Here is a 21,373-nt window from a genome sequence, read left to right on the forward strand (position 1 = left end):
CTGGTCCACCCGGCGGCGCGCCTCTGCGCGACGCAGCAGGTCCACCGACGCGCAGATGCGGCGACACGATATCGGGAGGGGGCATCGACGGCTTGAGCCGCTTCTGATGCCGGATCCCTGCCGCCGCCGAGCGAATCGTTGGATGCCTCACGCTACCATGGCGGCCCGGATAATCAATCGAAACGTGTATTAACTGCGGGGCGAAAACTTATGTCGCGCTCGGCCTCCGTAACGAAGTCGGCTACTTCTTGCGCATCAGCAGCACGAGCCAGCCGATCCCGAGCACGAAGATTATCAAGCCGATCGAGACGAAGACCGGCGTGCCGAGGTCGATGAGCCGCGGCGCGAGCTGGGTCGCGAAGGCCGCCACCACCAGGGCCACCGCCACCCGGGCGGCCGCGCGCTCAATGCCGCGGGTGAGCTTGTCGAGGCCCTTCACCTCGATCTCGACCGTGACGCGGCCCTGCTTGAGGCGCACCAGCATCAGGTGAATCAGGGTCGGCAGCTCGGAGGCCGCCCCGTACAGGCCGACGCCGAGCGCCTCGGCCTTCTGCTTGAGGGCAGAGAGCGAGAACTGCGTCTGCATGCTCGCCTTGACCGTGGGGCCAGCCGCCGCGAACAGATCGAAATCGGGATCGAGGTGGCGCATCACGCCGTCGGCGGTCACCAGCCCCTTGAACAGGATGGCGAGATCGGTCGGCATGGCGAGGTCGTTCTCGCGGGCCATGTTCATGAAGTCGGTCAGCACCAGCCCGAGGTTCAGCGGGATCGAGGAGTGACTCTCCACGAAGGACTGGGCCGAGACCTGGAGACGGGTCAGGTCGGGGTTGCTGGTGCCGGTCCAGTCGAGCAGTACGGCCATCAGGCCGTCGGAATCCTGCTTGAGCATCGCGCCGATCAGCACCAGCAGCTGCGACCGGCGGCGCTGCGACAGGCGGCCGATGATCCCGAAATCGATGAAGCCGATCTTGTTGCCCGGCAGCGCCAGCATGTTGCCGGGGTGCGGATCGGCGTGGAAGTGCCCCTCGATCAGCGCCATCTGCAGGAAGGCGTCGGTGCCCTTCTGGGCAAGCAGCTTCTTGTCGAGGCCGGCCGCGCGGAGCGCCGCGTCGTCGTTCGGCGGGATGCCGTGGATGAAGTCCTGCACCAGCACCCGCTCGGAGCAGTGCTCCCAGTGGATCTTCGGGAAGACGATGTCGTCGCGCTCCTCGAAGATCTGCGCCAGCAATTCGCAGTTGCGCGCCTCGTTGAGCAGGTCGAGCTCGCCGTTCAACCCGTCGGCGAGGTGGCGCATCTGCTCCCGCGGCTGGTAGCGGGCCATGTCGGGCCACTCGTTCTCCACGATGCGGGCGCCGTGGGCCATCAGGCGCAGATCCGCCTCGATGATCTTGCGCAGGTTCGGGCGGAGCACCTTGACGATGACGTCCTCGCCCGTGTGCAGCCGCGCCCGGTAGACCTGGGCGATCGACGCCGAGGCGATCGGGTTCGTGTCGAACTCGGCGAACACCTCCTGGGGCGGTGCGCCGAGGTCCTGTTCGAGCTGCGGCCCGATCTGTTCCCAGGAGACCGGCACGACCTGGCTGTGAAGCTTCTGCAGCTCCTCGGTCCAGGCCGGCGACAGGAGGTCGGGCCGGCTCGCCAGAACCTGCCCGAACTTGATGAAGGTGGGGCCGAGCGCCTCGATCGCCCGACGCAGCCGCTCCGGCTCCGACAGGCGGGTCACGTCGACCCGGGGCCGTCGGCGGGGCAGCAGGGGCAGATAGCGCAGGCCGAGGCGGTCCACGACGCGGGTGACGCCGAAGCCGATCAGGATCGTCGCGATCTCCGACAGCCGCTGGCGGTCGCGGGCGGCAACGAAGGCGGTCTTCAGCATGGAGGGCGCGATCCGGTCCGACGGGATGGAAGAGCGCCCGGACAGCACGAGCATAAGGACTTTTTTGCGGTCGCGAAGCGTGGAAGGTCGCCGCGCCCGTCGTCAAAAGGGGGTCCCTCCTCCTCCCGCTCAGAAGGCCGGCTCCAGCCCGCTCGCCCGGTAGGCCGCGGTGGCCTCCGGCGTTGTCAGCCCGGCGAGGAAGCGGGCGGCGCCCGCCCGGTCGGTCGCGCCCCGCAGGATCGCCGCCGCGAAGGTCGTCACCTCCTGCACCGGATCGGGGAAGGGCCCGACCACCTCGATCCCCGGCACAACCATCAATTCGCTGATCTGCTGGACCGCGATGTCGGCCTCGCCCGAAACCAGCTTCTCTGCCGTGAAGCCCTGCGGGATGATGGTGGCCTTGGCGTTCACGGCGTCTGCGAGCCCGAGCCGCGGCAGCAGGCCGGCGAAGTAGATCCCGCTGGCGCCGGTGCGCGAATAGGCCACCGAGCGCGCTGCTGTGAGGGTGCGCTTCAGGGCCTCGACGGTGGAAATGTCCGGATGGGGCGTCCCGGCCTTCACGGCAAGGCCGTAGCGCGAGCGCACCGCATCGACCCGCGTTTCCGGTTCGACACGGCCGTCCGCGATCAGGCGGTCCATGGCGTCCGACAGGACCAGCACGGCGTCGGCGGTCTCGCCCGCTTCCAGCACCTTCATGATGACGGCGGTCGGCGCCCAGTGGATCGCCGCCCGGCCGCCTGCCGCCTCGAAGGCCGGGATGACATGCGCGTCGAAGGCGCCGCGCACCACCAGGGCGCATTTCAGGCGGGTTGCGGCGTGATCGTCGGTCATGTCGTGATCCATCTTTTTTTGGAGAGCCGGTCGATCCGGCGATCGGGCTCGCAAGCCCGTCCGCTTCTCTCCCTCCCCCCCTTGCGGAAGAGGGTGGCGCCCGAAGGGGGGCGGGAGAGGGGAGCGACGGATCAAAAGGTGTTACTGGCCTTCATGCCGGCCGCGCTTCTTTCGGAAACCGCGCTCCCCTCTCCCGACTCCTGCTGACGCAGGGGCCACCCTCCCCCGCAAAGGGGGAGGGGAGACACGGCAAGCGCGGATCAGGATTTCCCCAAATCTCCCCGGGAATAATCGAGCCCCGTGAACCCGCCACCCTGGTAGCGCTCCACAACCGGATCACCGCTGGTCTTGCCTTCCAGGGCTTGCGTGTAGGGATCGGCGCTGTCCTGCGGCGCCCAGCCAATGGTGTCGCGCCCGTCCCGACCCCACCACGTCATGCGGCTGTTGTTCGAGGCGCCCCAGATCACGACCGTACCGTCGGGGCCGAGCGTCGGCGCCAGGGTCGCGCGCATGACCAGCCGGGTCATGTCACCATAGGACAGCCACGTCGCCAGCATCCGCGCGTCTGTGGGCTCCGGAAAGCACGAGCCGATCCGCAGGAAGACGCTCTCGACCCCGTGCTTGTCGCGGTACAGGCCGCCCATCAGCTCGCCGTAGGCCTTCGACAGGCCGTAATAGCCGTCCGGCTTCAGCGCGCAGTTATCGTCCAGAACCTCGGACCGCTCGTGGAACCCGATGGCGTGGTTCGAGGACGCGAACACCATCCGAGCGCCCTCGCGCCGGGCCGCCTCGTAGGCGTGGTAGAGGCCGCGGATGTTGGGGCCGATCACCGTCTCGAACGGGTGCTCCACCGAGATCCCGCCGAAATGCAGGATCGTGCCGCAGCCCTCGGCCAGCCGCAGGATCGCGGGGCCGTCCTCGAGGTCGGCGCGCTGGAAGCGGGCGCCGTCCGGCAGCGGATCGGGGAAGGGGACGCGATCGGTGAGCCGGAGCGTCCAGCCGGCCTCCCCGAGCGCGCGGGTCAGCACGCGCCCGAGGGCGCCCGACGCGCCGGTCAGCAGGACGGGTCTTTGCGGGAGGGTCTCGGCGCTCATGGATGCTCCGGGGTCAAACGGCCTTGGCCACGTCGAGGGAGGCGGCCGGCTCAGGCAGGCGGGGCCGCCGCACGAAGATCGCCATCGCGACGACGCCCGCAGCCGCGATCAGGGCCGCGATCACGAAGGCGCTGGCGTAGCCGCCGAGATACTGCACGGCGAGGCCTGTGGCGGTCGGTCCGATGATGCCTGAGATGTTGCTCAGGAGGTGGATGAAGCCGCTCACCCCGCCGACGCGGGCCTCGGGCACCAGCTCGTGGATCGTCGCCCAGCAGGATTGCACGGAACTCGTCAGCATCAGCACGGCCAGCGCGATCAGCGCGACCGCCACCGCGGCATTCGGCGCAGCGTTGACGGCGATCAGCGCGACACCCGCGATGGCGAGCGGCACGATCGTGGTGATCTTCCGAGCGGCGAGCTTGTCGCCCATGCGCTTGTAGAGGTGGTCGGCGACGATGCCGCCGCCGACATAGCCGACGAAGCCGCAGGCCCAGGGAATCGAGGCGACGAGCGCCATCTGCTGCACCGGCATGTGCAGGGCATCGGTCAGGTAGCTCGGGAGCCACGAGAGGAAGATGTAGAGGGTGTAGTTCACCGCGAACATGCCGAGACCCAGCGACAGGGTGCTGGGCAGGAACAGGTATTCCTTCAGCGAGCGGGCGTGGTCCGACGGCGCGAGGTGCGTGACCGCGCGGCTGCGCTCGATCAGCGCGATCTCCTCCGCGCCGACGCGGGGATTGTCCTGCGGCCGATCGGTCATCAGGAGGCGCCACGCCACGACCCAGAGCAGGCCGACCGCGCCGATCGCCACGAAGGCGACCCGCCAGCCGTACTGGATCGCCAGCAGGCCGACCACGGGCGCCGCGATGGCGCTGCCGACCGTCTGGCCCGAGAAGGTGAAGCCGATGGTCCGGGCGGTCTCCTCGCGGGGGAACCACGTGGTCAGGGTGCGGTTCGTGGTGGAGTTCATCGGCCCCTCGGCGAAGCCGAACAGGGCGCGGACCGCGAACATCTGGGCGAAGCCGGTCACCGCGCCGGTCAGCATGCACAGGACCGACCAGGCGGCGGCGGCCCAGCTGTAGACGCTGCGCGGGCCGTAGCGATCGGCGAGCTGGCCACCCACGAAGGCGAACAGGGCGTAGCCGAAGAAGAAGGTCGAGAAGATCACCCCGAGTTCGGCGGGCGACAGGTTGAGATCCTGCTTGACGAACGGCGCCGCCACGCCGAGCGCGGCGCGGTCCATGTAGTTGATGATCCCGGCTATGAACAGCAGGAACGCGATCAGGAACCTGTAGCGCTTGGCGAACATGGGGTTTCCTCCGGGGTTTTCGTCATTTTTATTGTCGTTTGTTGATCTTGGTCATTCCCGCCCTCCACCTCAGGATGAGGTTGCGGGTGGGATTGGTATGGGTCGTAGGATGCGGTCCGCTGGAATCATGACTGCGGACAAAGACTTGGACCTCCTACAAAAACGCGATCGTGCAGGGACTGAGGCTCGGGCGCGTGCCCGTCTTGGTCAGGTCCCCGCTGACGGCATCGATGGCGAATTCCACGAGGCTGTCGCCCTGCTCGTTGGCCACGAGGAGGTGTCGTCCGTCCGGCGCCAGGGTCATGAAGCGCGGGTCGCGGCCGCCCGAAGGGGTCCAGCCGGCGGGATCGAGCCGCCCGGCCTCGGCATCCACGCGAAAGCGCACGATGCCGTCCTGGCCACGGTTCGAGGCGTAGACGAACCGTCCGTCCGGCCTGACCACGATGGCCGCGGCCGTGCTGGCGCCGAAGAAGTCCGGCGGCAGGGTCGGAGTAAGCTGTAGCGGCGTGAGCGCTCCAGCCTCCGCGTCCCAGCGGCAGGTCGCGATGCTCGACTCCAGCTCGTTGATCAGGAAGGCGAGGGGCGCCCGCGGGTGGAATGCGATGTGGCGCGGCCCGGCGCCGGGCCGCATCGCGGTCTCCGACACGATTGCCAGCCGCTCGCCGTCGATCGCCAAGACGAAGACGCGGTCGAGCCCCTTGTCGGGCACGAGCACGTGCCGCCCGTCCGGCGCCAGGACCACGTGGTGCGGGTGGGCACAGGCCTGCTCGGTTCGGTGCGGCCCCGGATCGCCCGACAGCGGCAGGACGTGGCACGCTGGCTCAAGCCCGCCATCGGAACGGACCGGCAGAAGGGCGACCGAGCCGCTGGCGTAGTTGGCAACGATCAGGAAGCGCCCGGTCGGGTCGAGGGCCTGATGCACGCTGTTGGTGCCGCCCGTGGCGGCACTGCCGAGGGCGCACAGGGTGCCGTCCGGGGCAGCCGCGAAGGCGCTCGCGTCCGCGCCGTCACCCTGCACCGTGTAGAGCACGGCGCGCCGAGGGTCAGCGACGAGGAAGGACGGATTGGTCAGGCCTTCGACCCGGCCGAGATGCGCCCAGCCATCAAGCCCGTCCCCGGTCCGGTAGACATCGATGCCCTGGCCGCGCGCCCGGCGCCGCTCGGTGGTGAAGCAGCCGACGAAGGCGAGTCCGAGGGGGGCGTCGGGCATGGAGGTTTCCGGATCAGGTCCGACGCGGGACGCGGCGCAGGAAATCGGGATTGAGTTCGGACAGGCGGTTGATCCCGATCAGCGCCATGTCGCGGTTGAGCTCCTCCTTGAGGATCCGCATGGCGTGCTCGACGCCCGCCGCGCCGCCGAGCGCCGCGCCGAACATGAAGGGCCGGCCGAGCAGGACGAAGTCGGCACCGAGCGCCAAAGCCTTCATCACGTCGGTGCCCCGGCGGATGCCGCTGTCGACGATGATCTTCAGTCCGCCCTTCTTGGCCGCGATCTCCGGCAACACGTCCAGGGGCGCCACGGCGTAGTCGAGCTGGCGCCCGCCGTGGGTGGAGAGGATCACGCCGTCGGCGCCGCATTCCCGGGCGATCTCGACATCCTCGGGCGCAAGCAGCCCCTTCACGAGGAGGTTGCCGGTCCAGCGCTTGCGGATCGCCTCCAGATTCTTCCAGGAAAGCTGGTCCCGCGCGATGGTGTTGCGCACCGCGCCTTGCGACATCATCGGCGGCCCGCGCTCGGCCTCTGTGTTCTCGAAATGCGGCGCGCCGTGCTTGAGAAAGGTGCGGGCGACAGTGCCGATCAGCCAGCGCGGGTGGGTCGCGCTCTGCCACGCGACCTTGGGCGTGACCTTGATCGGCATGGAGAAGCCGCTGCGGGTGTTGTGCTCGCGGTTGCCCAGCGTCGGCGTGTCGGCGGTGACCACGAAGGTCCGGTAGCCGGTGGCGGCGACCCGATCGAGCAGGCGATCGATCCGGGTCTGGTCGCCCGGCAGGTAGCCCTGGAACCAGGCCTGCGGGTTTTGGGCGAAGACGTCCTCCAGCTTGATCAGCGAGGAGGCGCTGAGGCACATCGGCAGGTTCATCCGCCGCGCCGCCTCGGCGAGCGCGAGGTCGCCCCGGTAGGCGATGAAGGCGGCCCCGCCGAGCGGGCCGATCCCGAAGGGCGCCGCGTAGGTGTGGCCGAACAGCGTTGTGGCGGTGTCGCGCGCCGAGGTGTCTCGCATCAGCCGGGGGACGAGAGCGTAGTCAGCATAGGCGCCGCGGCTCTGCGCCAGCGCCGATCCGGTCTCGACCCCGCCGGAGACGTACTGGAAGATCATCGGCGGCAGGAGCCGCTTGGCGTGCCGCTCGAAATCGTCGAGCGCCAGCAGGTCGCGGAACCAGTAGGGCGTGACCGCGTCGCTGCGCTTGAGGCTGGTAACGATTGCCTGTGGTGCGGCGATCCCCGGCGCGCCGGCGTCGGCCCCGCCGACGGTCGGCGCCTCGCGCTCAGGCACTCCCGTTGTGGAGGCCGGGTGGTCGAGCGTCGCCATGGATCCTCCCTCAGGGCCGCCGCGTGGAGCGGTTTTTGAAAGCGCTTTCAGATAGCCAGCCGCGCGCAGGAGTGTCAATATAATGCTGGACGAGCCCGAGCAGGGGGGGAGAAGAAATCGGTGCTGGATCTGCCGGACGACATCCTTGAACCGCCGGGGCGCGGCCCGGTGGCGCGGGACGTGGCCCACCGCGCCGGCGTCTCCACCGCGACGGTCTCCCGCGTGCTGAACGGTTCTGCCGGGGTCCGAGCCGATAAGCGCGAGGCCGTTATGCGCGCCGCGCAGGATCTCGGCTTCGTCGCCAACGGCGCCGCCCGGGCGCTCTCAACCCGCCGCTTCATGGCAGTCGGCGCGGTCGTGCCCAACATCGAGAACGAGGCGTTCGTGCGCGTGCTGTCGAGCGTGCAGGACCGGCTGCGGCAGGCGGACTACACGCTCATCGCCGCCAATGCCGGCTACGACCTGGAGGACGAGCTGCGCGAGGCGACCTTCCTGCTGGAACGGGGCATCGATGGGCTGATGCTGGTGGGCGACATCCACCACCCGGATCTCCATGCTCGGATCGCCCGCTCGGGCATCCCGATGGTGCAGACCTTCAGTCTGTCGCGCGAGTACCCCTGCGTGGGGTTCGACAACGCTGCCTCCGCAGCGCGGGCGGCCAATTACCTGATGGATCTCGGTCATCGCCGGATCGGGGTAATCTCGGGGCTCCGCAAGGACAACGACCGCGGCGGCGCCCGGGTGACCGGCATCGCCCAGGCGCTCGCCGCACGCGGGCTGCGGCTGGCGCCCGAGCACGACATCGAGATCTCCTACGGGATCGGCGGCGGCCGCGACGGGTTCCGCCAGATGCTGGCGGGTGGACCGCCCCCCACCGCGATCATCTGCGGCACGGATCAGATCGCCTTTGGAGCAATGATCGAGGCCCGTGCCCGCGGGATCTCGGTGCCGGGCGATCTGTCGGTGATCGGCCACAACGATTCCGATTTCGCGCCCTTCCTCGACCCGCCGCTGACGACGATCCGCATCCACTCCGTCGAGATCGGCCATGCCGCCGGCGACCACCTGATCGCCCGGATCCAGGGACGCCCGGTGGTGCGGCTCACGGAGATCGACGCTGAGCTGATCCTGCGCGCCAGCACGGCGCCGCCCCGGCGCGGTGCGGGGTGACCTGCGCTATTGTGCCACCGTTCTGAAATCGCTTACAACGCGTCGATCGCCCCTGCCTTCAACCTGGAAGATCCAATGGCGCCCCGCATCGTCCTCCTGCACGCGACGCCGGTCGCCATGGCGCCGATCCAGGCCGCCTTCGTGGAACGCTGGCCCGAGGCCGAGACGGTGAACCTCCTCGACGACGGCCTCTCGGCCGACCGGGCGAAGGAGCCCGGCGCCATCTCGGAGGGCATGATCGAGCGCTTCGTGCGGTTCGGCCGCTATGGCCACGACATGGGCGCGGACGGCATCCTGATCACCTGCTCGGCCTTCGGGCCGGCGATCGACCGGCTGATCGAGACGGTGCCGGTGCCGGTGCTCAAGCCCAACGAGGCGATGTTCCGCGCCGCGATCGCGCAGGGCGAGCGCATCGGCATGCTGGCGACCTTCGGCCCGTCCATCGGCACGATGACCGACGAGTTCGAGGAGTTCGTGGGCCAGTCGGGGCGCCCGGCCACGTTGCGGACCATCCTAGTGCACGACGCCATGGCGCGCCTGCGGGCCGGCGATGCCGAGACCCACAATCGCCTGATCGCCGAGCGTGCACCGGAACTGGCCGATTGCGACGCGATTATGCTGGCGCATTTCTCCACCTCCCGGGCCGCCGAGGCGGTGCGGAAGGCGGTGTCCCTCCCGGTCTTGACCGCGCCCCACGCCGCGGTGGACCGGATGCGCGCCACGCTTGAGACCGGCCGGAGCGCCTGACCCATGAAGCTCGGTGCTTTCAAGAACCGCCTCAGCGGCCATTGCGGCTTCCTGTTCACGGAGCTGCCGCTCGCCGAACGCTTCGCGGCTGCCGCGAAGGCCGGGTTCCGGGCTGTGGAGCATCCGAATCTGTTCGCGACGCCGGCCCGGGAGGTGGCGGGCTGGTTGGAGCGGGCTGGCGTCCCGCTGGTTCAGACCGGCTTCCCGGCGGGCAACGCCTCCAAGGGCGAGAAGGGGTTCGCGGCCCTACCCGACAAGGTGGAGTATTACCGCTCCACGATCGCGCCGATGTTGGATTACGTCGAACAACTCGGCTGCCGCATGGTCCACCCAATGGCGGGCGTCCGACCCGCGGGGGTCGAGCAGGCGAAGCTCTGGGACACGTATCTTGAAAACCTCGCCTTCGCGGCCGATGCCGCCAAGGCACGCGGCATGACGGTGATCGTCGAGCCGATCGGCCCAGGCTCGATCGCCAATTACGTGATCGACGATCCGCTGGTGGCGGTGGATGCAATCCGGGCGATCGGGCGCGACAACGTCAAGCTGCTGTTCGACGCTTATCACTGCGTCTGTCTAGGCCACGATCCGGCGGCTTTGATTCGCGCCCACGCGCCGCTCATCGCCCACGTCCAGATCGCCGACGATCCCGGCCGGCACGAGCCCGGGACCGGCACGATCGCGTTCGACCCGATCTTCGCGGCGCTGGAAGAGGTCGGATATGCTGGCTTCGTCGGCTGCGAGTATCACCCTGCGGCCGGGACCGAGGCGGGGTTTGGGTGGATGGGGGCTGCGCCATAGCGGGCCGCCAGATCTGGGAAATCCGAATTTCACCCGCATCCTGAGGCGCCGGAGCGCAGCGGAGGCCTCGAAGGAGCCCTCCAGATAGCACTGCGATCCGTGAAGCCCTCCTTCGAGGCCCGCTGACGCGGGCACCTCAGATGAGGTGGAGGGGTGGATCAGCGCCTTATAGCGGTTGCCGCCTGGAGCTCAGCCCAGCAGCCGCGCCCGCCGCTCCAGCACCGCCGGCCACACCTCCGGGTTGACCAGCCTTGGTGGGGGCTCGCCATTCAGGATGCCGATGATCTGCTCGGCGCCCCAGGCAGCGACATTGCGGCGCGCCTCATGCGTGACGCCGGCCGTGTGGTAGGTCGCCACCACCGTGTCGAGCTGGAGCAGCGCCGAGCCCAGCGTCGGCGGCTCCGGTGCCCAGACGTCCAGGCCTGCGCCGGCCAGTTGTCCGGAAGCCAGCGCCTCCGCGAGCGCAGCCTCGTCGTGGATGCCGCCGCGGGCGGTGGTGATGAACAGCGCCCCCGGCTTCATGGCCGCGAATGTCTCGGCGTCGAAGCTGCCGCGGGTCGTGTCGTCGAGCGGGCAATGCAGGGACACGATGTCGGACTCGGCGAGCAACTGCGCCCGCTCCACCGGCTCCGCCCCGCGGGCCCGGATCTCGTCAGCCGACAGGAGCGGATTGTAGGCCAGGACCCGCATGTCGAAGCCGCGGGCGAGCTTGGCCACCGCGCGGCCGGTATGCCCGATCCCGACGAGCCCCAGCGTCGAGCCGCCGATCTCGTGGCCCATCAGCGATTCCCGCGAGAAGCCCCGCGCGGTCCGGAGCAGACGGTCGGAAATACAGATCTTGCGCGAGACCGCGAGCATCAGGCCGATCGCCAGCTCCGCCACCGATCGGGCGTTGCCGCCGGCCTGATTGACCACCGCGACGCCGGCCCGGGTGCAGGCGGCGGCGTCGACCGTGTCGAAGCCCGCGCCGCCCGACGAAACGGCCAGCAGGTTCGGGCACTCGGCCAGCAGCGCGTCGGTGACGTGCCACCGGCGCGGCAGCTCGTCACGTGCGGGCGAGACGTGGAAGACGTGGGCCTCGCGCAAAAGCGCCAGCAGCGCGTCCTCCGGTCCCTGCAGATCGCCGACCTGCAGGTCGATATCGGGCTCGGCCCTCAGCAGTTCGTCGAAGACCGAGTTGATCCAGACGTTGAACCGGCAGACGCGCTTGGGGGCCGCCACAGGGTCAGCCCTTCACCACCGCGTCGATCGCATCGATGACGTGGTCGATGTTATGGGTGTTGACCGCGGCCACGCAGATCCGGCCGGTCTCCAGAGCGTAAACCTCGTGCTCCTCGCGCAGGAGGGTGGCCTCGGCGGGGCTCAGGCCCGTGTAGGAGAACATGCCCTTCTGCGTCTTGATCGCGTCGAAGCCGCGCTCGGGGTGGCGCTGCTGCAGGCTGTCGGCCATCCGCTCGCGCATGGTGCGGATCCGGTCGCGCATCTCGCCGAGTTCGCGTTCCCAGTCAGCCCGCAGCTCGGGATCGGTCAGCACGATCTCGACGATCGCCGCGCCGTGGGTGTGCGGGTTCGAGTAGCTCGCCCGCACCAGCCGCTTGGCGAAGGACTCGGCCTTGGCCCGCGCGGCCGGGTTCTCGGCCACGATGGTGAGCGCGCCGACGCGCTCGCCGTAGAGCGAGAACGACTTCGAGAACGAGGAGGCGACCAGGAACTCCTGACCCGATTCGGCGAACAGGCGCACCGGCTCGGCATCGGCGTCGAGGCCGTTGCCGAAGCCCTGGTAGGCGATGTCGAGGAACGGGATCAGGCCGCGCTCGGCCATCAGGGGCACGAGGTCGCGCCACTCATCGAGGCTGAGATCGGCCCCGGTCGGGTTGTGGCAGCAGGCGTGCAGCACCACGATCGAGCCCTTCGCCAGATCCTGGAGATTGGCCTTCATGGCCGGATAGTCGGCGCCGCCGGTCTCGGCCGAGAAATAGGGGTAATCGACCACGGTGAAGCCGGCCTGGGTGAACAGGGCCTTGTGGTTCTCCCAGCTCGGGTTGCTGACCGCCACCTGGGCGTTCGGATAGAGCTTGGCCAGCACGTCCGCGCCGGTCTTCAGCGCGCCAGTGCCGCCGATGCTCTGGAGCGTCGCGGTGCGGTTCTGCGACAGGATCGGCGCGCCCTTGCCGAAGAGCAGCTCCTGGACCGCGTCGCGGAACGGCTTGGTGCCCTCGATCGGCCGGTAGGTCTTCGGCAGGCCCTTCTCGATCCAGCGCTTTTCGGCGGTCTGCACGGCGCGCAGGCGTGGCACCTTGCCGTCCGCATCGGTGTAGACGCCGACCACGAGGTTGAGCTTCTTCGGGCTCGGGTCGGCGTTGAAGGCCTCGAACAGGCGCATGATCGGATCGAGCGGCGCGTCCTGGATGCCGGCGAACAGCGAGGTCATGATCGTCAATCGTCCCAGAGGGTCTTGGTCGGCGGCGCGTCGGCGCGCCAGCAGGCCCGGCGTCAAGCCGGGGTGACGCCCTTATTCCGCACATCGCGCCCGCCCGCCAGCGCTTCCGTGCGAATCTGTATGCCGATACGCTCACAGGGTGCATGGCCCATTGCCGGCCGGACAGGCTCGTCCGTACGTGGAAGCGCCTCTTCCGGAAACCCTGTGCCGGGCCGTAGGGTGCCGCCATGATCCGACACCTCGCCTTGGCCCTCGCCGGCCTCATCGCCACGGCCGCGACGCCGGCCACCGCGCAGGCGCCGGTGCGGATCGGCCTCTCGGCGCCGCTCTCAGGCCCGGACGCCGCCTTCGGCCAGGGCCTCCGGCAGGGGGCCGAGCAGGCGGTGGCCGACATCAACCGGGCAGCCGGCGGGCGCCCCCGGCTGGTGCTGGTGCCCACCGACGATGCCGGGGACGCCCGGCAGGCCGTCTCCGTAGCCCGGAAATTCATGGCCGACGGGGTGCGTCTCGTGGTCGGGCCGTTCGAATCCGGCGCGGTCGCCGCCGCCTCGCCCGTCTACGAGGATGCCGGCGCCGTGCTGGTCACGACGGGCGCGAGCTATTCGCCGCTCACCGGCCGCGGCTTCTGGAACACATTCCGGCTGGGTCCCAGCGACGCGCAGCAGGGCCGGGCCGCCGGGGCTTACCTCGCCAAAACCTTCGCCGGTCGCTGGGTCGGCATCCTCAACGATCGCTCGACCTTCGGCCGTGGCCTCGCCGACGCGGTGGCGGCGCAGCTGAAGGAGGCCGGTGCGCCGGAGGTGCTGTTCGACAGTTTCCCCCGCGGTACCCGCGATCTCGCGGATCTCGTCGCCCGGCTGAAGGCGGCGCGGGTCGAGGCGGTCTATTTCGGCGGGCTCGCCCCCGAGGCCGCGACCCTGTTGCATGCGATGCGGCAGGCCGGGCTCGGTGCCACCCTGGTGGCGAGCGACGGGATCCTCGATCCCGGCTTCACGACGATGGCCGGCACGGCTGGCGAGGGCACCGTCATGACGCTCGCGCCCGATCCGCCGCGATTACCCGATCCCCGAAGCGGCAAGCCGGTCCCGCGCGGCCCGGATGCGGACAGCGTGGCGGCCGGCGCCTACGCGGCAGTGGAACTGCTCTATCAGGCGGTCGACCGTGCCCGTGCGGCCGATCCGAAGACCGGCCGGATCGCGGATGGTCGCAAGGTGGCTGAGGCCCTGCGTAGCGGCCCACCCGCCCGCACGATCCTCGGGTCGGTCGGTTTTGACGCGAGGGGCGATTGGACCGGCGGCGCCGTCACCCTGCGTGTGTGGCGGCGGATGCCGGATGGCCGCCTCGACTATGCCGGACACGACACCGCCGAGCCGTGAAAGCCGCCAAATCATGTCGATGACGGATCCCTTAGGCCGCTCCGCGACTTGCGGCCGGTTCCCGCGGCGACTACATGCGAGCGTGCTGCTGAGCTGGCGCGGGCGGTCCGTCGGATCGGATCCGCGCCCTGCGGCGTTTCCCGAGCTCGATCATAAACCGAGACGTATTGCCGGAACGCCTGCTGCCGGACGGTCCGACTGGAGAAGGTGCATGGCAAAAGAAGAATTGATGCAGTTCGACGGTCTCGTCGTCGAGATCCTGCCGGATGCGCGCTACCGCGTGCAGCTCGACCAGGGCCACGAGATCGTGGCTTACACGGCCGGCAAGATGAAGAAAAACCGCATCAAGACGCTGGCGGGTGACCGGGTGACCGTCGAGATGTCGCCCTACGATCTCGAGAAGGGCCGCCTCGTGTTCCGCCACAAGGACGAGCGCTCCTCCGGCCCGCGGCCGCAGGTGCGTGGCGGCCAGTTCCGCCGCCGTTGAGTTCGGAGCGGGCGGCCCACGCGGCCGCACCCGCTTACGGCCTGCTCACACTCACGGCGCTGCTCTGGGCCGGCAACGCCGTCACGAGCCGCTGGGCGCCCGGGCATATCTCGCCCCAGGTCATCACGACGTTGCGCTGGGCCGTGGCCTGTACGGTGCTGGTGCCCTTCGCGGGGCGCAAGCTCGCCGCGGCTTGGCCCCTGCTTCGCCCGCACTGGCTGCGCATCCTGCTGATGGGCGGCCTCGGCTATACGGCCTTCAATTGCCTGTTCTACGCCGCCGGCGCCTATACCGGGGCGATCAACCTCGCCCTGTTCCAGGGGGCGATCCCGGTGCTGGTGATCCTCCTGAACCGCGTGGCCTACCGGGTCCCGGTCACGGCCGGTCAGATGGCGGGCGTGGTTCTCACCCTGATCGGCGCAGGCTTGGCCGCGACCCATGGCGACCTGGCCGTGCTCACGCACCTCGCCTTCAACCGCGGCGACGTGCTCGTGTTCGGCGCCTGCCTCCTCTACGCGGGCTACACGATCTTCCTGCCGACCCGGCCGAAGGTCCCGGGGCTGGCCTTCTTCGCCGCCATGGCGGTCGCCGCCCTGCTGACCTCGCTGCCGCCGCTGGCGGTGGAATGGGCAACGGGGCACGCCGTCTGGCCGGGCCCGGAGGGATGGGCGATGGTGGCCTTCGTTGGCCTCGGGCCCTCGCTCCTGGCGCAGCTGTTCTTCATGCGCGGGGTCGAGTTGATCGGCCCGAACCGGGCCGGCTTGTTCGTCAACCTCGTGCCGATCTTCGGCGCGATCCTCGCCGTCCTGCTGGTCGGCGAGCCGTTCGGGGCGACGGAAGGGATCGCCCTGGCGCTGGTGCTCGGCGGCATCGCCTGTGCCGAGCGGCTGAAGCCGGGGCGGGCCGTCGAGCCCGCGCCGGAGGCCACTTACTCGCAGACGCGGACGCGGCGGATGTAGACGTCGCCGTAGGGATCGACCGTCCGGCGGCGCTCGAAATGGCAGACCGGGCCGTAATCTTCTTCGACGTAGACCGGCGGCGGGGCGCGGTAGACCGGGCGGCCCGGGTAATAGCCGTTGTTGGACGACGCGATGGCGCCGCCGACCGCGAGGCCGCCGAGCACGCCGAGCGCAGCCGCGCCGCCGGCCCCGATGCCGTCGCGGGCCTGAGCGGCCGGCGCCAGCGTGGCGAGGCTCCCGACGACGAGGCTCGTCGCGAGTAGGTACTTCATGACATCCCCCTGGAAGCAGGCGATTCGTGCCGAACATCGGCACAGTCCTGCTAGCACGCCTGAGCTTTGGGGCGTTTGTTCGGCCGCACACGGCCGGACCGGCCGGCTTGACGTGGGGTGTTCCGCCGCACCACACCCGCTCGATCGGGTGCGCAACGGAGGCCGGCATGGTGACACGGGGTTTCGTCGGGCGCAGGCAGCCGCCCGAGACCGGTGCACGCCTGCCGCCGGGCCAGTATCTGACCGACGACTTTCCGATCCTGCAGATCGGCCCGAACCCGACGGTCGATCGCGCCACGTGGCAGTTCACGCTGCGCGACGGCTCCCGCCCGATCAAGACGTGGAGCTGGGAGGCGTTCGAGGCGCTGCCCCGGACTACGTGGAACGGGGACATCCACTGCGTCACCAAATGGTCGAAGTTCGACACCGCCTGGGAGGGCGTGAGCTTCGACGACCTGCTGACGGACGCCGGGATCGCGGCGCCGACGCCGTTCCTGCTGGCGGAATCCTATGACGACTACACCACCAATGTGCCGGTGGCCGATCTCGTCGGCGGGCAGGCCCTGGTGGCGACGCGCTACGCCGGCCAGCCGATCCACCCGGATCACGGCGGCCCGGCGCGGCTGTTCGTGCCGCATCTCTACTTCTGGAAGAGCGCCAAATGGGTGAAGGGCCTGCGCTTCACCAAGACCGACACCGCCGGCTTCTGGGAGCTGCGCGGCTATCACATGTACGGGGATCCCTGGCGTGAGCAGCGCTACACCGGTGACTGAGGCGATCGTCTTCCGCTGGCACCGGGCCGCGATCACGGCGATCGCGCCGGTCACGCCCCACGTGACGAGCGTCCGGCTGTGCTGTCCGCTGGCGGACACCTATCGCGCCGGCCAGCATGTCGACGTCCGGCTCACCGCCGAGGACGGGTATCGGGCCCAGCGCAGCTACTCGATCGCCTCGGCGCCGGATGGCAGCAGCACCCTGGAACTGATGATCGAGGGCCTGCCGGACGGCGAGGTCTCGGGCTGGTTCACCGGAATCGCCCAGGTGGGCGATCAGGTCGAGCTGCGTGGGCCGATCGGCGGCTCGTTCTCCTGGGACGGTCCCGATGGCGGCCCGTTGCTCCTCGGCGGCGGTGGATCCGGCGTGGTTCCCCTGCTGGCGATGCTGCGGCGGCGGGCGCAGGGCTGGCGGGCGATTCCGGCGGCTTTGATCTACTCGGTCCGGACCCGGGCCGACGCGATCGCGCTCCCTGAGCTGGAGCGGCTGGCGGCCGAGGATCCCGGCGTCTCGCTCCACCTCGCGACGACCCGGGAACCGGGGGGCAAGCGCATCGATGCCGCCCTCGTCGCAGAAGCGCTGCGCCGGACCGGGCCGCCCGGGAAGGTGTTCCTCTGCGGCTCCAACCGCTTCGTCGCGGCGGCCTCCGACCTGATCGTGGCGGCCGGCGTAGCACCGGGAATCATCCGCACCGAGCGGTTCGGGGCGTGAGCGCTGCGACGGCGCTTTGACGAAGCCATTTGCACAATCCCAACCCGGCTAGGCTCGGGTCCCCTCTCCCGCACGGGAGAGGGGGCTCGTCGCGTCCGTGAGTACGAACGGTGTTCCTCCATTGGTGTGTCGCAACGTGATCAATAGACACGCCGACGTCGAAGCTCACGGGCTGAAGATCAGCACGAGGTAGACGAAGAACAGCACGAGGTGCACAGCGCCCTCCAGCACCGTGGTGCGGGTGCCGGAAAACGTCTGGGCGCTGAGGATCAGCGTCACGGCGAGCAGGGTCATCTCGGTGGGCTTGAGGCCGAGCACCACGGTCTGGCCGGTGAGCAGCCCGATGGCCAGGACCGCCGGCACGGTCAGGCCGACCGTGGAGGTCGCCGCGCCCAGGCACAGGTTGATCGCCCGCTGCAACTCGTTGCGGGCCACCGCCTTGAGCGCCGAGATTCCCTCCGGGGTGAACACGATGGCGGCGATCAGCACGCCGCCGAGCGCCGAGGGGGCACCCAGCGCCGCGATCCCATGGTCGAGGATCACCGCGAGGCTCTTGGCCAGGATCACGATCGGCACGACGTTGGCCAGAAGCAGGCCGATCGACTTGGCGATGCTGCCGCCCGACTCGGAGGCGGCGTCGGCCGGTGGCTCCGCATCCCGAGCCTCCGCGTCGATGAAGAACTCGCTGTGCCGGCCGGTCTGGATCAACAGGAACACCCCATAGAGCGCCAGGGTGAACACCGAGAAGGCCACGGCCTGGAGGGTCGTCAGCGTGCCGTCGCTGGTCGAGCTGGTGAAGTTGGGGATGACGAGTGCGATCGTGGTGAGCGGGATGATCACCGCCATGAAGGCGGATGCCCCCTGCAGGTTGTAGCGCTGCTGGTGATGGCGCAGGCCGCCGACCAGCAGCCCGAGCCCGACCACGCCGTTCAGCACGATCATCAGCACGGCGAACATCGTGTCGCGGCCGAGGGTCGGTGCGTCCTTCGCCGAGAGCATCACGGCCGAGATCAGCGCCACCTCGATGATCACGATGGCGAGCGTCAGCACCAGGGTGCCGAGCGGCTCGCCCAGCCGGTGGGCGATCGCCTCCGCCTCGTGCACGACGCCGAAGGCCGCCCAGACGATCACCGCCAGCAGCCACGCGAACAGCGCTCCAGCGACGAGCGGCTGCGACAGGTCGGCAAGCCAGCCCTTTCCGAACCACGCGAAGGCGAGAACCGTCGCCCAGGCCACCGCCACCCGCAGGAGTCCGATCATGTCCGTGCCGCTCTCCTGACCCGCCGCATTGACGCTGCGGCTTCCAATGTTAGACCATGTCATAGTCCATTTGCATGACGCGACCAGAGGCGATCCGGGAGGATGCGATGCGGGTATCTGTGACCGACGCCAAGGCACAACTCACCGACTTGGTCCGGCGCGCAGAGGCCGGCGACGAAGTGATTCTGACCCGGCACGGCCAGCCTGTGGTTCGCCTCACCACCATCGTGCCGAAGCCTGATCTCGCGGCACGCGGCGACATCATCGCGGCCCTGCAAGCTGCCGCTGCCGCCAAGCTCGCACCCGGGCCCGGTGCAGCCTGGAGCCAGGACTGCCTTTACGGCGACGACGGCCTGCCAGGATGATCGTCATCGATACATCGGCGCTGATGGCGATTCTCCTGAGAGAACCGGAGGCGGAGCGGTGTAGCGCCATCATCCAGCGCGAAGAGCGGCTTCTCATGTCGGCGGCCACGTTGGCCGAGGCCCTGATCGTCTCTGCCCGTCGGAACATCAACGACGAGATGAGCACCCTCATCGAAGCGCTCGCCATCGAGATCGTGCCGGTGACCGCCGCCGCGGCGCGCCGCATCGCCGGAATCGATCGGCGCTGGGGGAAAGGGTCTCAACCGGCCGGCCTGAACTTCGGCGACTGCTTCGCGTATCACCTCGCGAAGGAACAGGATTGCCCGCTGCTCTTTGTAGGCCAGGATTTCAGCCAAACCGACCTTCGCACCCTGGATTGAGCCGGTGCAACCGCCCCATGCTGCGGCGGGAGTGGTCAGCGCGCCCGGTTGGCGTTACCTTAAGGCGACCCGAATAAAGTCCGGTGCCAGAACTCTTCGCCGCGCGATGGCGCGCAGCCGAGTGCGGCGCGGCCGTTGAGAGTTTCTAAAACTTGCCTTTCCCGACCTTGCCCGCCCCCCTCGCGCGGGCCCTATCCGAACGCGGCTACGCCGATCCCACCCCGGTCCAGGCCGCGGTGCTGGAGGCGGCAGCCGGCGCACGCGACCTCCTCGTCTCGGCTCAGACCGGCTCCGGCAAGACCGTGGCGTACGGCCTCGCCATGGCCGGCATGCTCATGGGCGACGCCGAGGCCCTCCCGCCTGCGGCGGCCCCGCTCGCCCTGGTGATCGCGCCGACCCGGGAGCTCGCGCTCCAGGTGCAACGCGAACTCTTGTGGCTCTACGGCCCGGCCGGTGGCCGGATCACCGCCTGCGTGGGCGGCATGGATCCCCGGCGGGAGAGCCGGATGCTCGCCGACGGCACCCACATCGTGGTCGGCACGCCGGGGCGCCTGCGCGATCATCTGGAGCGGCGCAACCTCGATCCGACCGCTCTGCGCGCCGTGGTCCTCGACGAGGCCGACGAGATGCTCGATCTCGGCTTCCGGGAGGATATCGAGTTCATCCTTTCGGCGACCCCGCCGGAGCGGGCGACCTACCTGTTCTCCGCGACGCTGCCGAAGGCGATCGAAACGCTGGCCGAGCGCTACCAGCGCGGCGCCCTGCGGCTCGCGATCAAGAGCGAGACCCGGGGCCACGCCGACATCGCCTACCGGGCGGTACGGATCATGCCGCGGGAGACCGAGCACGTGGTGCTCAACCTCCTGCGCGAGGCGGATGCCGCGACCGCGATCGTGTTCTGCAACACCCGCAACGCCGTTCGCCATCTCCAGGCGAACCTGACCGAGCGCGGCTTCTCGGTGGTGGCGCTCTCGGGCGAACTCGGCCAGGGCGAGCGCAACGCGGCGCTCCAGGCCCTGCGCGACGGTCGCGCCCGGGTCTGCGTCGCCACCGACGTCGCCGCGCGCGGCATCGACCTGCCGTCGCTCAGCCTCGTGATCCACGCGGACCTGCCGCACGACGCCGAAGTCCTGCAGCACCGCAGCGGCCGCACCGGCCGCGCCGGGCGCAAGGGCACCTCGGTGTTGTTGATCCCGAATTCCCGGCGGCGCCGGGCCGAGCAGATGTTCGCCATGGCCAAGGTGAGCCCCGAATGGTCGGGGCCGCCCTCGGCCGACGAGATCCGGCGTCTCGACGGCGAGCGCATGCTCGAAGACCCGCTCTTCGCCGAGCCCCCCGCCGAGGAGGACATCGCGCTGGCCGAGACGCTGCTCGCCGGCAAGAGCCCGGAGGAACTGGCGGCGTTGCTGGCCCGCGTCTACCGCACCCGCCTGCCGGCTCCCGAGGAGGTCAGCGACCCCGGTGAGGGTCGGGCCCCCCGGGGCGAGCGTCCGCCCTACGATCCGATGGACCCTGAGCGGATCGCCTCCATGGGGCCTGCGGTCTGGTTCCGGCTCAACCTCGGCCGCCGCGACAATGCCGATCCGCGCCGCCTGCTGCCGATGCTGACCCGCCGGGGCGGCATCGACCGCCAGGAGATCGGCGCGATCCGGATCTTCGATCGCGAGACCAAGTTCGAGGTGCGCGGCAACGCGGCGGCACGCTTCGCCGAAGCCTTCGCCCGGAATGGCTCGCCGGAGATCCAGATCGAGGCGATCGCGGGGGATGCCGCACCGACCGAGCGTCAGGGCCGTTCGGCTGGTCCCAGCGGCCCGAAGGGCTACGCCAGCCCCCGTGCCGGCAAGCATCAGCGCAAGGCCGAACAGTCCGGCCCGCGTCCCGAGCACAAGCCAGGCCGCAATACGGGCCGCGGCTGAGGCCGAAGCGCTCGCTGGCGCGGACTTGTGGATTTACACATCTCGCTCCAGGCTCAAGGCTCTCAAAAGAAAGCGCTTTT

At 69.6% G+C, this 21,373-nt stretch carries 21 protein-coding genes; 11 read left to right on the forward strand and 10 right to left on the reverse strand.

What is annotated here, in order from left to right; genetic code table 11:
- Window positions 1-241 precede the first annotated feature (241 nt).
- The 6 genes from OXS27_RS03685 to OXS27_RS03710 all read right to left on the reverse strand — a co-directional run bounded on the left by OXS27_RS03685 (window position 242) and on the right by OXS27_RS03710 (window position 7,638).
- A complete protein-coding gene (locus tag OXS27_RS03685; protein WP_267354333.1) occupies window positions 242-1,873 on the reverse strand; it encodes an AarF/UbiB family protein in 1,632 nt (543 codons plus the stop codon).
- Between the two features lie 129 nt (window positions 1,874-2,002).
- The gene (locus OXS27_RS03690) at window positions 2,003-2,704 is read right to left on the reverse strand and encodes a substrate-binding domain-containing protein (protein WP_243918002.1); all 702 of its coding nucleotides are present in this window, start codon (window positions 2,702-2,704) and stop codon (window positions 2,003-2,005) included.
- 260 nt (window positions 2,705-2,964) lie between these two features.
- The gene (locus OXS27_RS03695) at window positions 2,965-3,798 is read right to left on the reverse strand and encodes an NAD(P)-dependent oxidoreductase (protein WP_267354334.1); all 834 of its coding nucleotides are present in this window, start codon (window positions 3,796-3,798) and stop codon (window positions 2,965-2,967) included.
- 13 nt (window positions 3,799-3,811) lie between these two features.
- The gene (locus OXS27_RS03700; protein WP_267354335.1) at window positions 3,812-5,107 is read right to left on the reverse strand and encodes an MFS transporter; all 1,296 of its coding nucleotides are present in this window, start codon (window positions 5,105-5,107) and stop codon (window positions 3,812-3,814) included.
- Between the two features lie 154 nt (window positions 5,108-5,261).
- The gene (locus OXS27_RS03705; RefSeq protein WP_267354336.1) at window positions 5,262-6,317 is read right to left on the reverse strand and encodes a lactonase family protein; all 1,056 of its coding nucleotides are present in this window, start codon (window positions 6,315-6,317) and stop codon (window positions 5,262-5,264) included.
- 13 nt (window positions 6,318-6,330) lie between these two features.
- Window positions 6,331-7,638 carry an alpha-hydroxy acid oxidase gene (locus OXS27_RS03710; protein WP_267354337.1) on the reverse strand — a complete coding sequence of 436 codons (1,308 nt, stop codon included), beginning with the start codon at window positions 7,636-7,638 and terminating at the stop codon, window positions 6,331-6,333.
- Window positions 7,639-7,758: 120 nt separating this feature from the next.
- On the opposite strand from OXS27_RS03710, the gene OXS27_RS03715 reads away from it, so the two are divergent.
- From OXS27_RS03715 to OXS27_RS03725, 3 genes are all read left to right on the forward strand, one after another.
- Window positions 7,759-8,808, forward strand: a complete 1,050-nt coding sequence (locus tag OXS27_RS03715) for a LacI family DNA-binding transcriptional regulator (protein WP_267354338.1) — start codon at window positions 7,759-7,761, stop codon at window positions 8,806-8,808.
- Window positions 8,809-8,883: 75 nt separating this feature from the next.
- The gene (locus OXS27_RS03720; RefSeq protein WP_267354339.1) at window positions 8,884-9,555 is read left to right on the forward strand and encodes an aspartate/glutamate racemase family protein; all 672 of its coding nucleotides are present in this window, start codon (window positions 8,884-8,886) and stop codon (window positions 9,553-9,555) included.
- Between the two features lie 3 nt (window positions 9,556-9,558).
- Window positions 9,559-10,353, forward strand: coding sequence for a TIM barrel protein (locus tag OXS27_RS03725; protein WP_267354340.1), 795 nt, complete (start codon window positions 9,559-9,561; stop codon window positions 10,351-10,353).
- A gap of 189 nt (window positions 10,354-10,542) precedes the next feature.
- On the opposite strand, the gene OXS27_RS03730 is transcribed toward OXS27_RS03725, so the two are convergent.
- Both OXS27_RS03730 and OXS27_RS03735 read right to left on the reverse strand, forming a co-directional pair.
- The gene (locus OXS27_RS03730) at window positions 10,543-11,574 is read right to left on the reverse strand and encodes a hydroxyacid dehydrogenase (protein ID WP_267354341.1); all 1,032 of its coding nucleotides are present in this window, start codon (window positions 11,572-11,574) and stop codon (window positions 10,543-10,545) included.
- Window positions 11,575-11,578: 4 nt separating this feature from the next.
- Complete coding sequence (locus OXS27_RS03735; protein WP_267354342.1) at window positions 11,579-12,784, reverse strand: amino acid aminotransferase; 1,206 nt, start codon at window positions 12,782-12,784, stop codon at window positions 11,579-11,581.
- 236 nt (window positions 12,785-13,020) lie between these two features.
- Here OXS27_RS03735 and OXS27_RS03740 point away from each other — a divergent pair, with 236 nt between their 5' ends.
- The 3 genes from OXS27_RS03740 (at window position 13,021) to OXS27_RS03750 (ending at window position 15,615) form a co-directional block, all read left to right on the forward strand.
- Window positions 13,021-14,169, forward strand: coding sequence for a branched-chain amino acid ABC transporter substrate-binding protein (locus tag OXS27_RS03740; RefSeq protein WP_267354343.1), 1,149 nt, complete (start codon window positions 13,021-13,023; stop codon window positions 14,167-14,169).
- 211 nt (window positions 14,170-14,380) lie between these two features.
- Window positions 14,381-14,656 (forward strand): translation initiation factor IF-1, encoded by a 276-nt coding sequence (infA, locus tag OXS27_RS03745; protein ID WP_243917987.1) that lies wholly within the window; start codon window positions 14,381-14,383, stop codon window positions 14,654-14,656.
- The gene (locus OXS27_RS03750; RefSeq protein WP_243917985.1) at window positions 14,653-15,615 is read left to right on the forward strand and encodes a DMT family transporter; all 963 of its coding nucleotides are present in this window, start codon (window positions 14,653-14,655) and stop codon (window positions 15,613-15,615) included. Before infA ends, OXS27_RS03750 begins: the two co-directional genes overlap by 4 nt.
- Here the strand turns inward: OXS27_RS03750 and OXS27_RS03755 are convergent.
- Window positions 15,585-15,887 carry a hypothetical protein gene (locus OXS27_RS03755; protein ID WP_010682882.1) on the reverse strand — a complete coding sequence of 101 codons (303 nt, stop codon included), beginning with the start codon at window positions 15,885-15,887 and terminating at the stop codon, window positions 15,585-15,587. The two genes, OXS27_RS03750 and OXS27_RS03755, sit on opposite strands and share 31 nt — an antisense overlap.
- Before the next feature lie 167 nt (window positions 15,888-16,054).
- Here OXS27_RS03755 and OXS27_RS03760 point away from each other — a divergent pair, with 167 nt between their 5' ends.
- The gene (locus OXS27_RS03760; RefSeq protein ID WP_267354344.1) at window positions 16,055-16,660 is read left to right on the forward strand and encodes a sulfite oxidase-like oxidoreductase; all 606 of its coding nucleotides are present in this window, start codon (window positions 16,055-16,057) and stop codon (window positions 16,658-16,660) included.
- Complete coding sequence (locus OXS27_RS03765) at window positions 16,635-17,372, forward strand: FAD-binding oxidoreductase (RefSeq protein WP_267354345.1); 738 nt, start codon at window positions 16,635-16,637, stop codon at window positions 17,370-17,372. Before OXS27_RS03760 ends, OXS27_RS03765 begins: the two co-directional genes overlap by 26 nt.
- Before the next feature lie 165 nt (window positions 17,373-17,537).
- On the opposite strand, the gene OXS27_RS03770 is transcribed toward OXS27_RS03765, so the two are convergent.
- Window positions 17,538-18,632 (reverse strand): calcium:proton antiporter, encoded by a 1,095-nt coding sequence (locus OXS27_RS03770; protein ID WP_243917979.1) that lies wholly within the window; start codon window positions 18,630-18,632, stop codon window positions 17,538-17,540.
- Window positions 18,633-18,739: 107 nt separating this feature from the next.
- Here OXS27_RS03770 and OXS27_RS03775 point away from each other — a divergent pair, with 107 nt between their 5' ends.
- The 3 genes from OXS27_RS03775 to OXS27_RS03785 all read left to right on the forward strand — a co-directional run bounded on the left by OXS27_RS03775 (window position 18,740) and on the right by OXS27_RS03785 (window position 21,293).
- Window positions 18,740-18,997 carry a type II toxin-antitoxin system prevent-host-death family antitoxin gene (locus tag OXS27_RS03775; RefSeq protein WP_267354346.1) on the forward strand — a complete coding sequence of 86 codons (258 nt, stop codon included), beginning with the start codon at window positions 18,740-18,742 and terminating at the stop codon, window positions 18,995-18,997.
- Complete coding sequence (locus tag OXS27_RS03780) at window positions 18,994-19,377, forward strand: type II toxin-antitoxin system VapC family toxin (protein WP_243917975.1); 384 nt, start codon at window positions 18,994-18,996, stop codon at window positions 19,375-19,377. Before OXS27_RS03775 ends, OXS27_RS03780 begins: the two co-directional genes overlap by 4 nt.
- Before the next feature lie 152 nt (window positions 19,378-19,529).
- Entirely contained in the window at window positions 19,530-21,293 is a 1,764-nt protein-coding gene (locus tag OXS27_RS03785) for a DEAD/DEAH box helicase (protein ID WP_243917973.1), read from the forward strand.
- The last annotated feature ends 80 nt before the right edge of the window (window positions 21,294-21,373 follow it).

It is taken from the genome of Methylobacterium sp. GC_Met_3 (genome assembly GCF_026540775.1).
Taxonomy (GTDB): Bacteria; Pseudomonadota; Alphaproteobacteria; order Rhizobiales; family Beijerinckiaceae; genus Methylobacterium.

Coding starts and splice junctions, on each gene's coding strand:
- OXS27_RS03770 (WP_243917979.1), bottom strand. CDS start 18,632: ATGATCGGACTCCTGCGGGTGGCGGTGGCCTGGGCGACGGTTCTCGCC.
- OXS27_RS03780 (WP_243917975.1), top strand. CDS start 18,994: ATGATCGTCATCGATACATCGGCGCTGATGGCGATTCTCCTGAGAGAA.
- OXS27_RS03705 (WP_267354336.1), bottom strand. CDS start 6,317: ATGCCCGACGCCCCCCTCGGACTCGCCTTCGTCGGCTGCTTCACCACC.
- OXS27_RS03710 (WP_267354337.1), bottom strand. CDS start 7,638: ATGGCGACGCTCGACCACCCGGCCTCCACAACGGGAGTGCCTGAGCGC.
- OXS27_RS03725 (WP_267354340.1), top strand. CDS start 9,559: ATGAAGCTCGGTGCTTTCAAGAACCGCCTCAGCGGCCATTGCGGCTTC.
- OXS27_RS03775 (WP_267354346.1), top strand. CDS start 18,740: ATGCGGGTATCTGTGACCGACGCCAAGGCACAACTCACCGACTTGGTC.
- OXS27_RS03755 (WP_010682882.1), bottom strand. CDS start 15,887: ATGAAGTACCTACTCGCGACGAGCCTCGTCGTCGGGAGCCTCGCCACG.
- OXS27_RS03720 (WP_267354339.1), top strand. CDS start 8,884: ATGGCGCCCCGCATCGTCCTCCTGCACGCGACGCCGGTCGCCATGGCG.
- OXS27_RS03740 (WP_267354343.1), top strand. CDS start 13,021: ATGATCCGACACCTCGCCTTGGCCCTCGCCGGCCTCATCGCCACGGCC.
- OXS27_RS03685 (WP_267354333.1), bottom strand. CDS start 1,873: ATGCTGAAGACCGCCTTCGTTGCCGCCCGCGACCGCCAGCGGCTGTCG.
- OXS27_RS03760 (WP_267354344.1), top strand. CDS start 16,055: ATGGTGACACGGGGTTTCGTCGGGCGCAGGCAGCCGCCCGAGACCGGT.
- infA (WP_243917987.1), top strand. CDS start 14,381: ATGGCAAAAGAAGAATTGATGCAGTTCGACGGTCTCGTCGTCGAGATC.
- OXS27_RS03700 (WP_267354335.1), bottom strand. CDS start 5,107: ATGTTCGCCAAGCGCTACAGGTTCCTGATCGCGTTCCTGCTGTTCATA.
- OXS27_RS03695 (WP_267354334.1), bottom strand. CDS start 3,798: ATGAGCGCCGAGACCCTCCCGCAAAGACCCGTCCTGCTGACCGGCGCG.
- OXS27_RS03690 (WP_243918002.1), bottom strand. CDS start 2,704: ATGACCGACGATCACGCCGCAACCCGCCTGAAATGCGCCCTGGTGGTG.
- OXS27_RS03735 (WP_267354342.1), bottom strand. CDS start 12,784: ATGACCTCGCTGTTCGCCGGCATCCAGGACGCGCCGCTCGATCCGATC.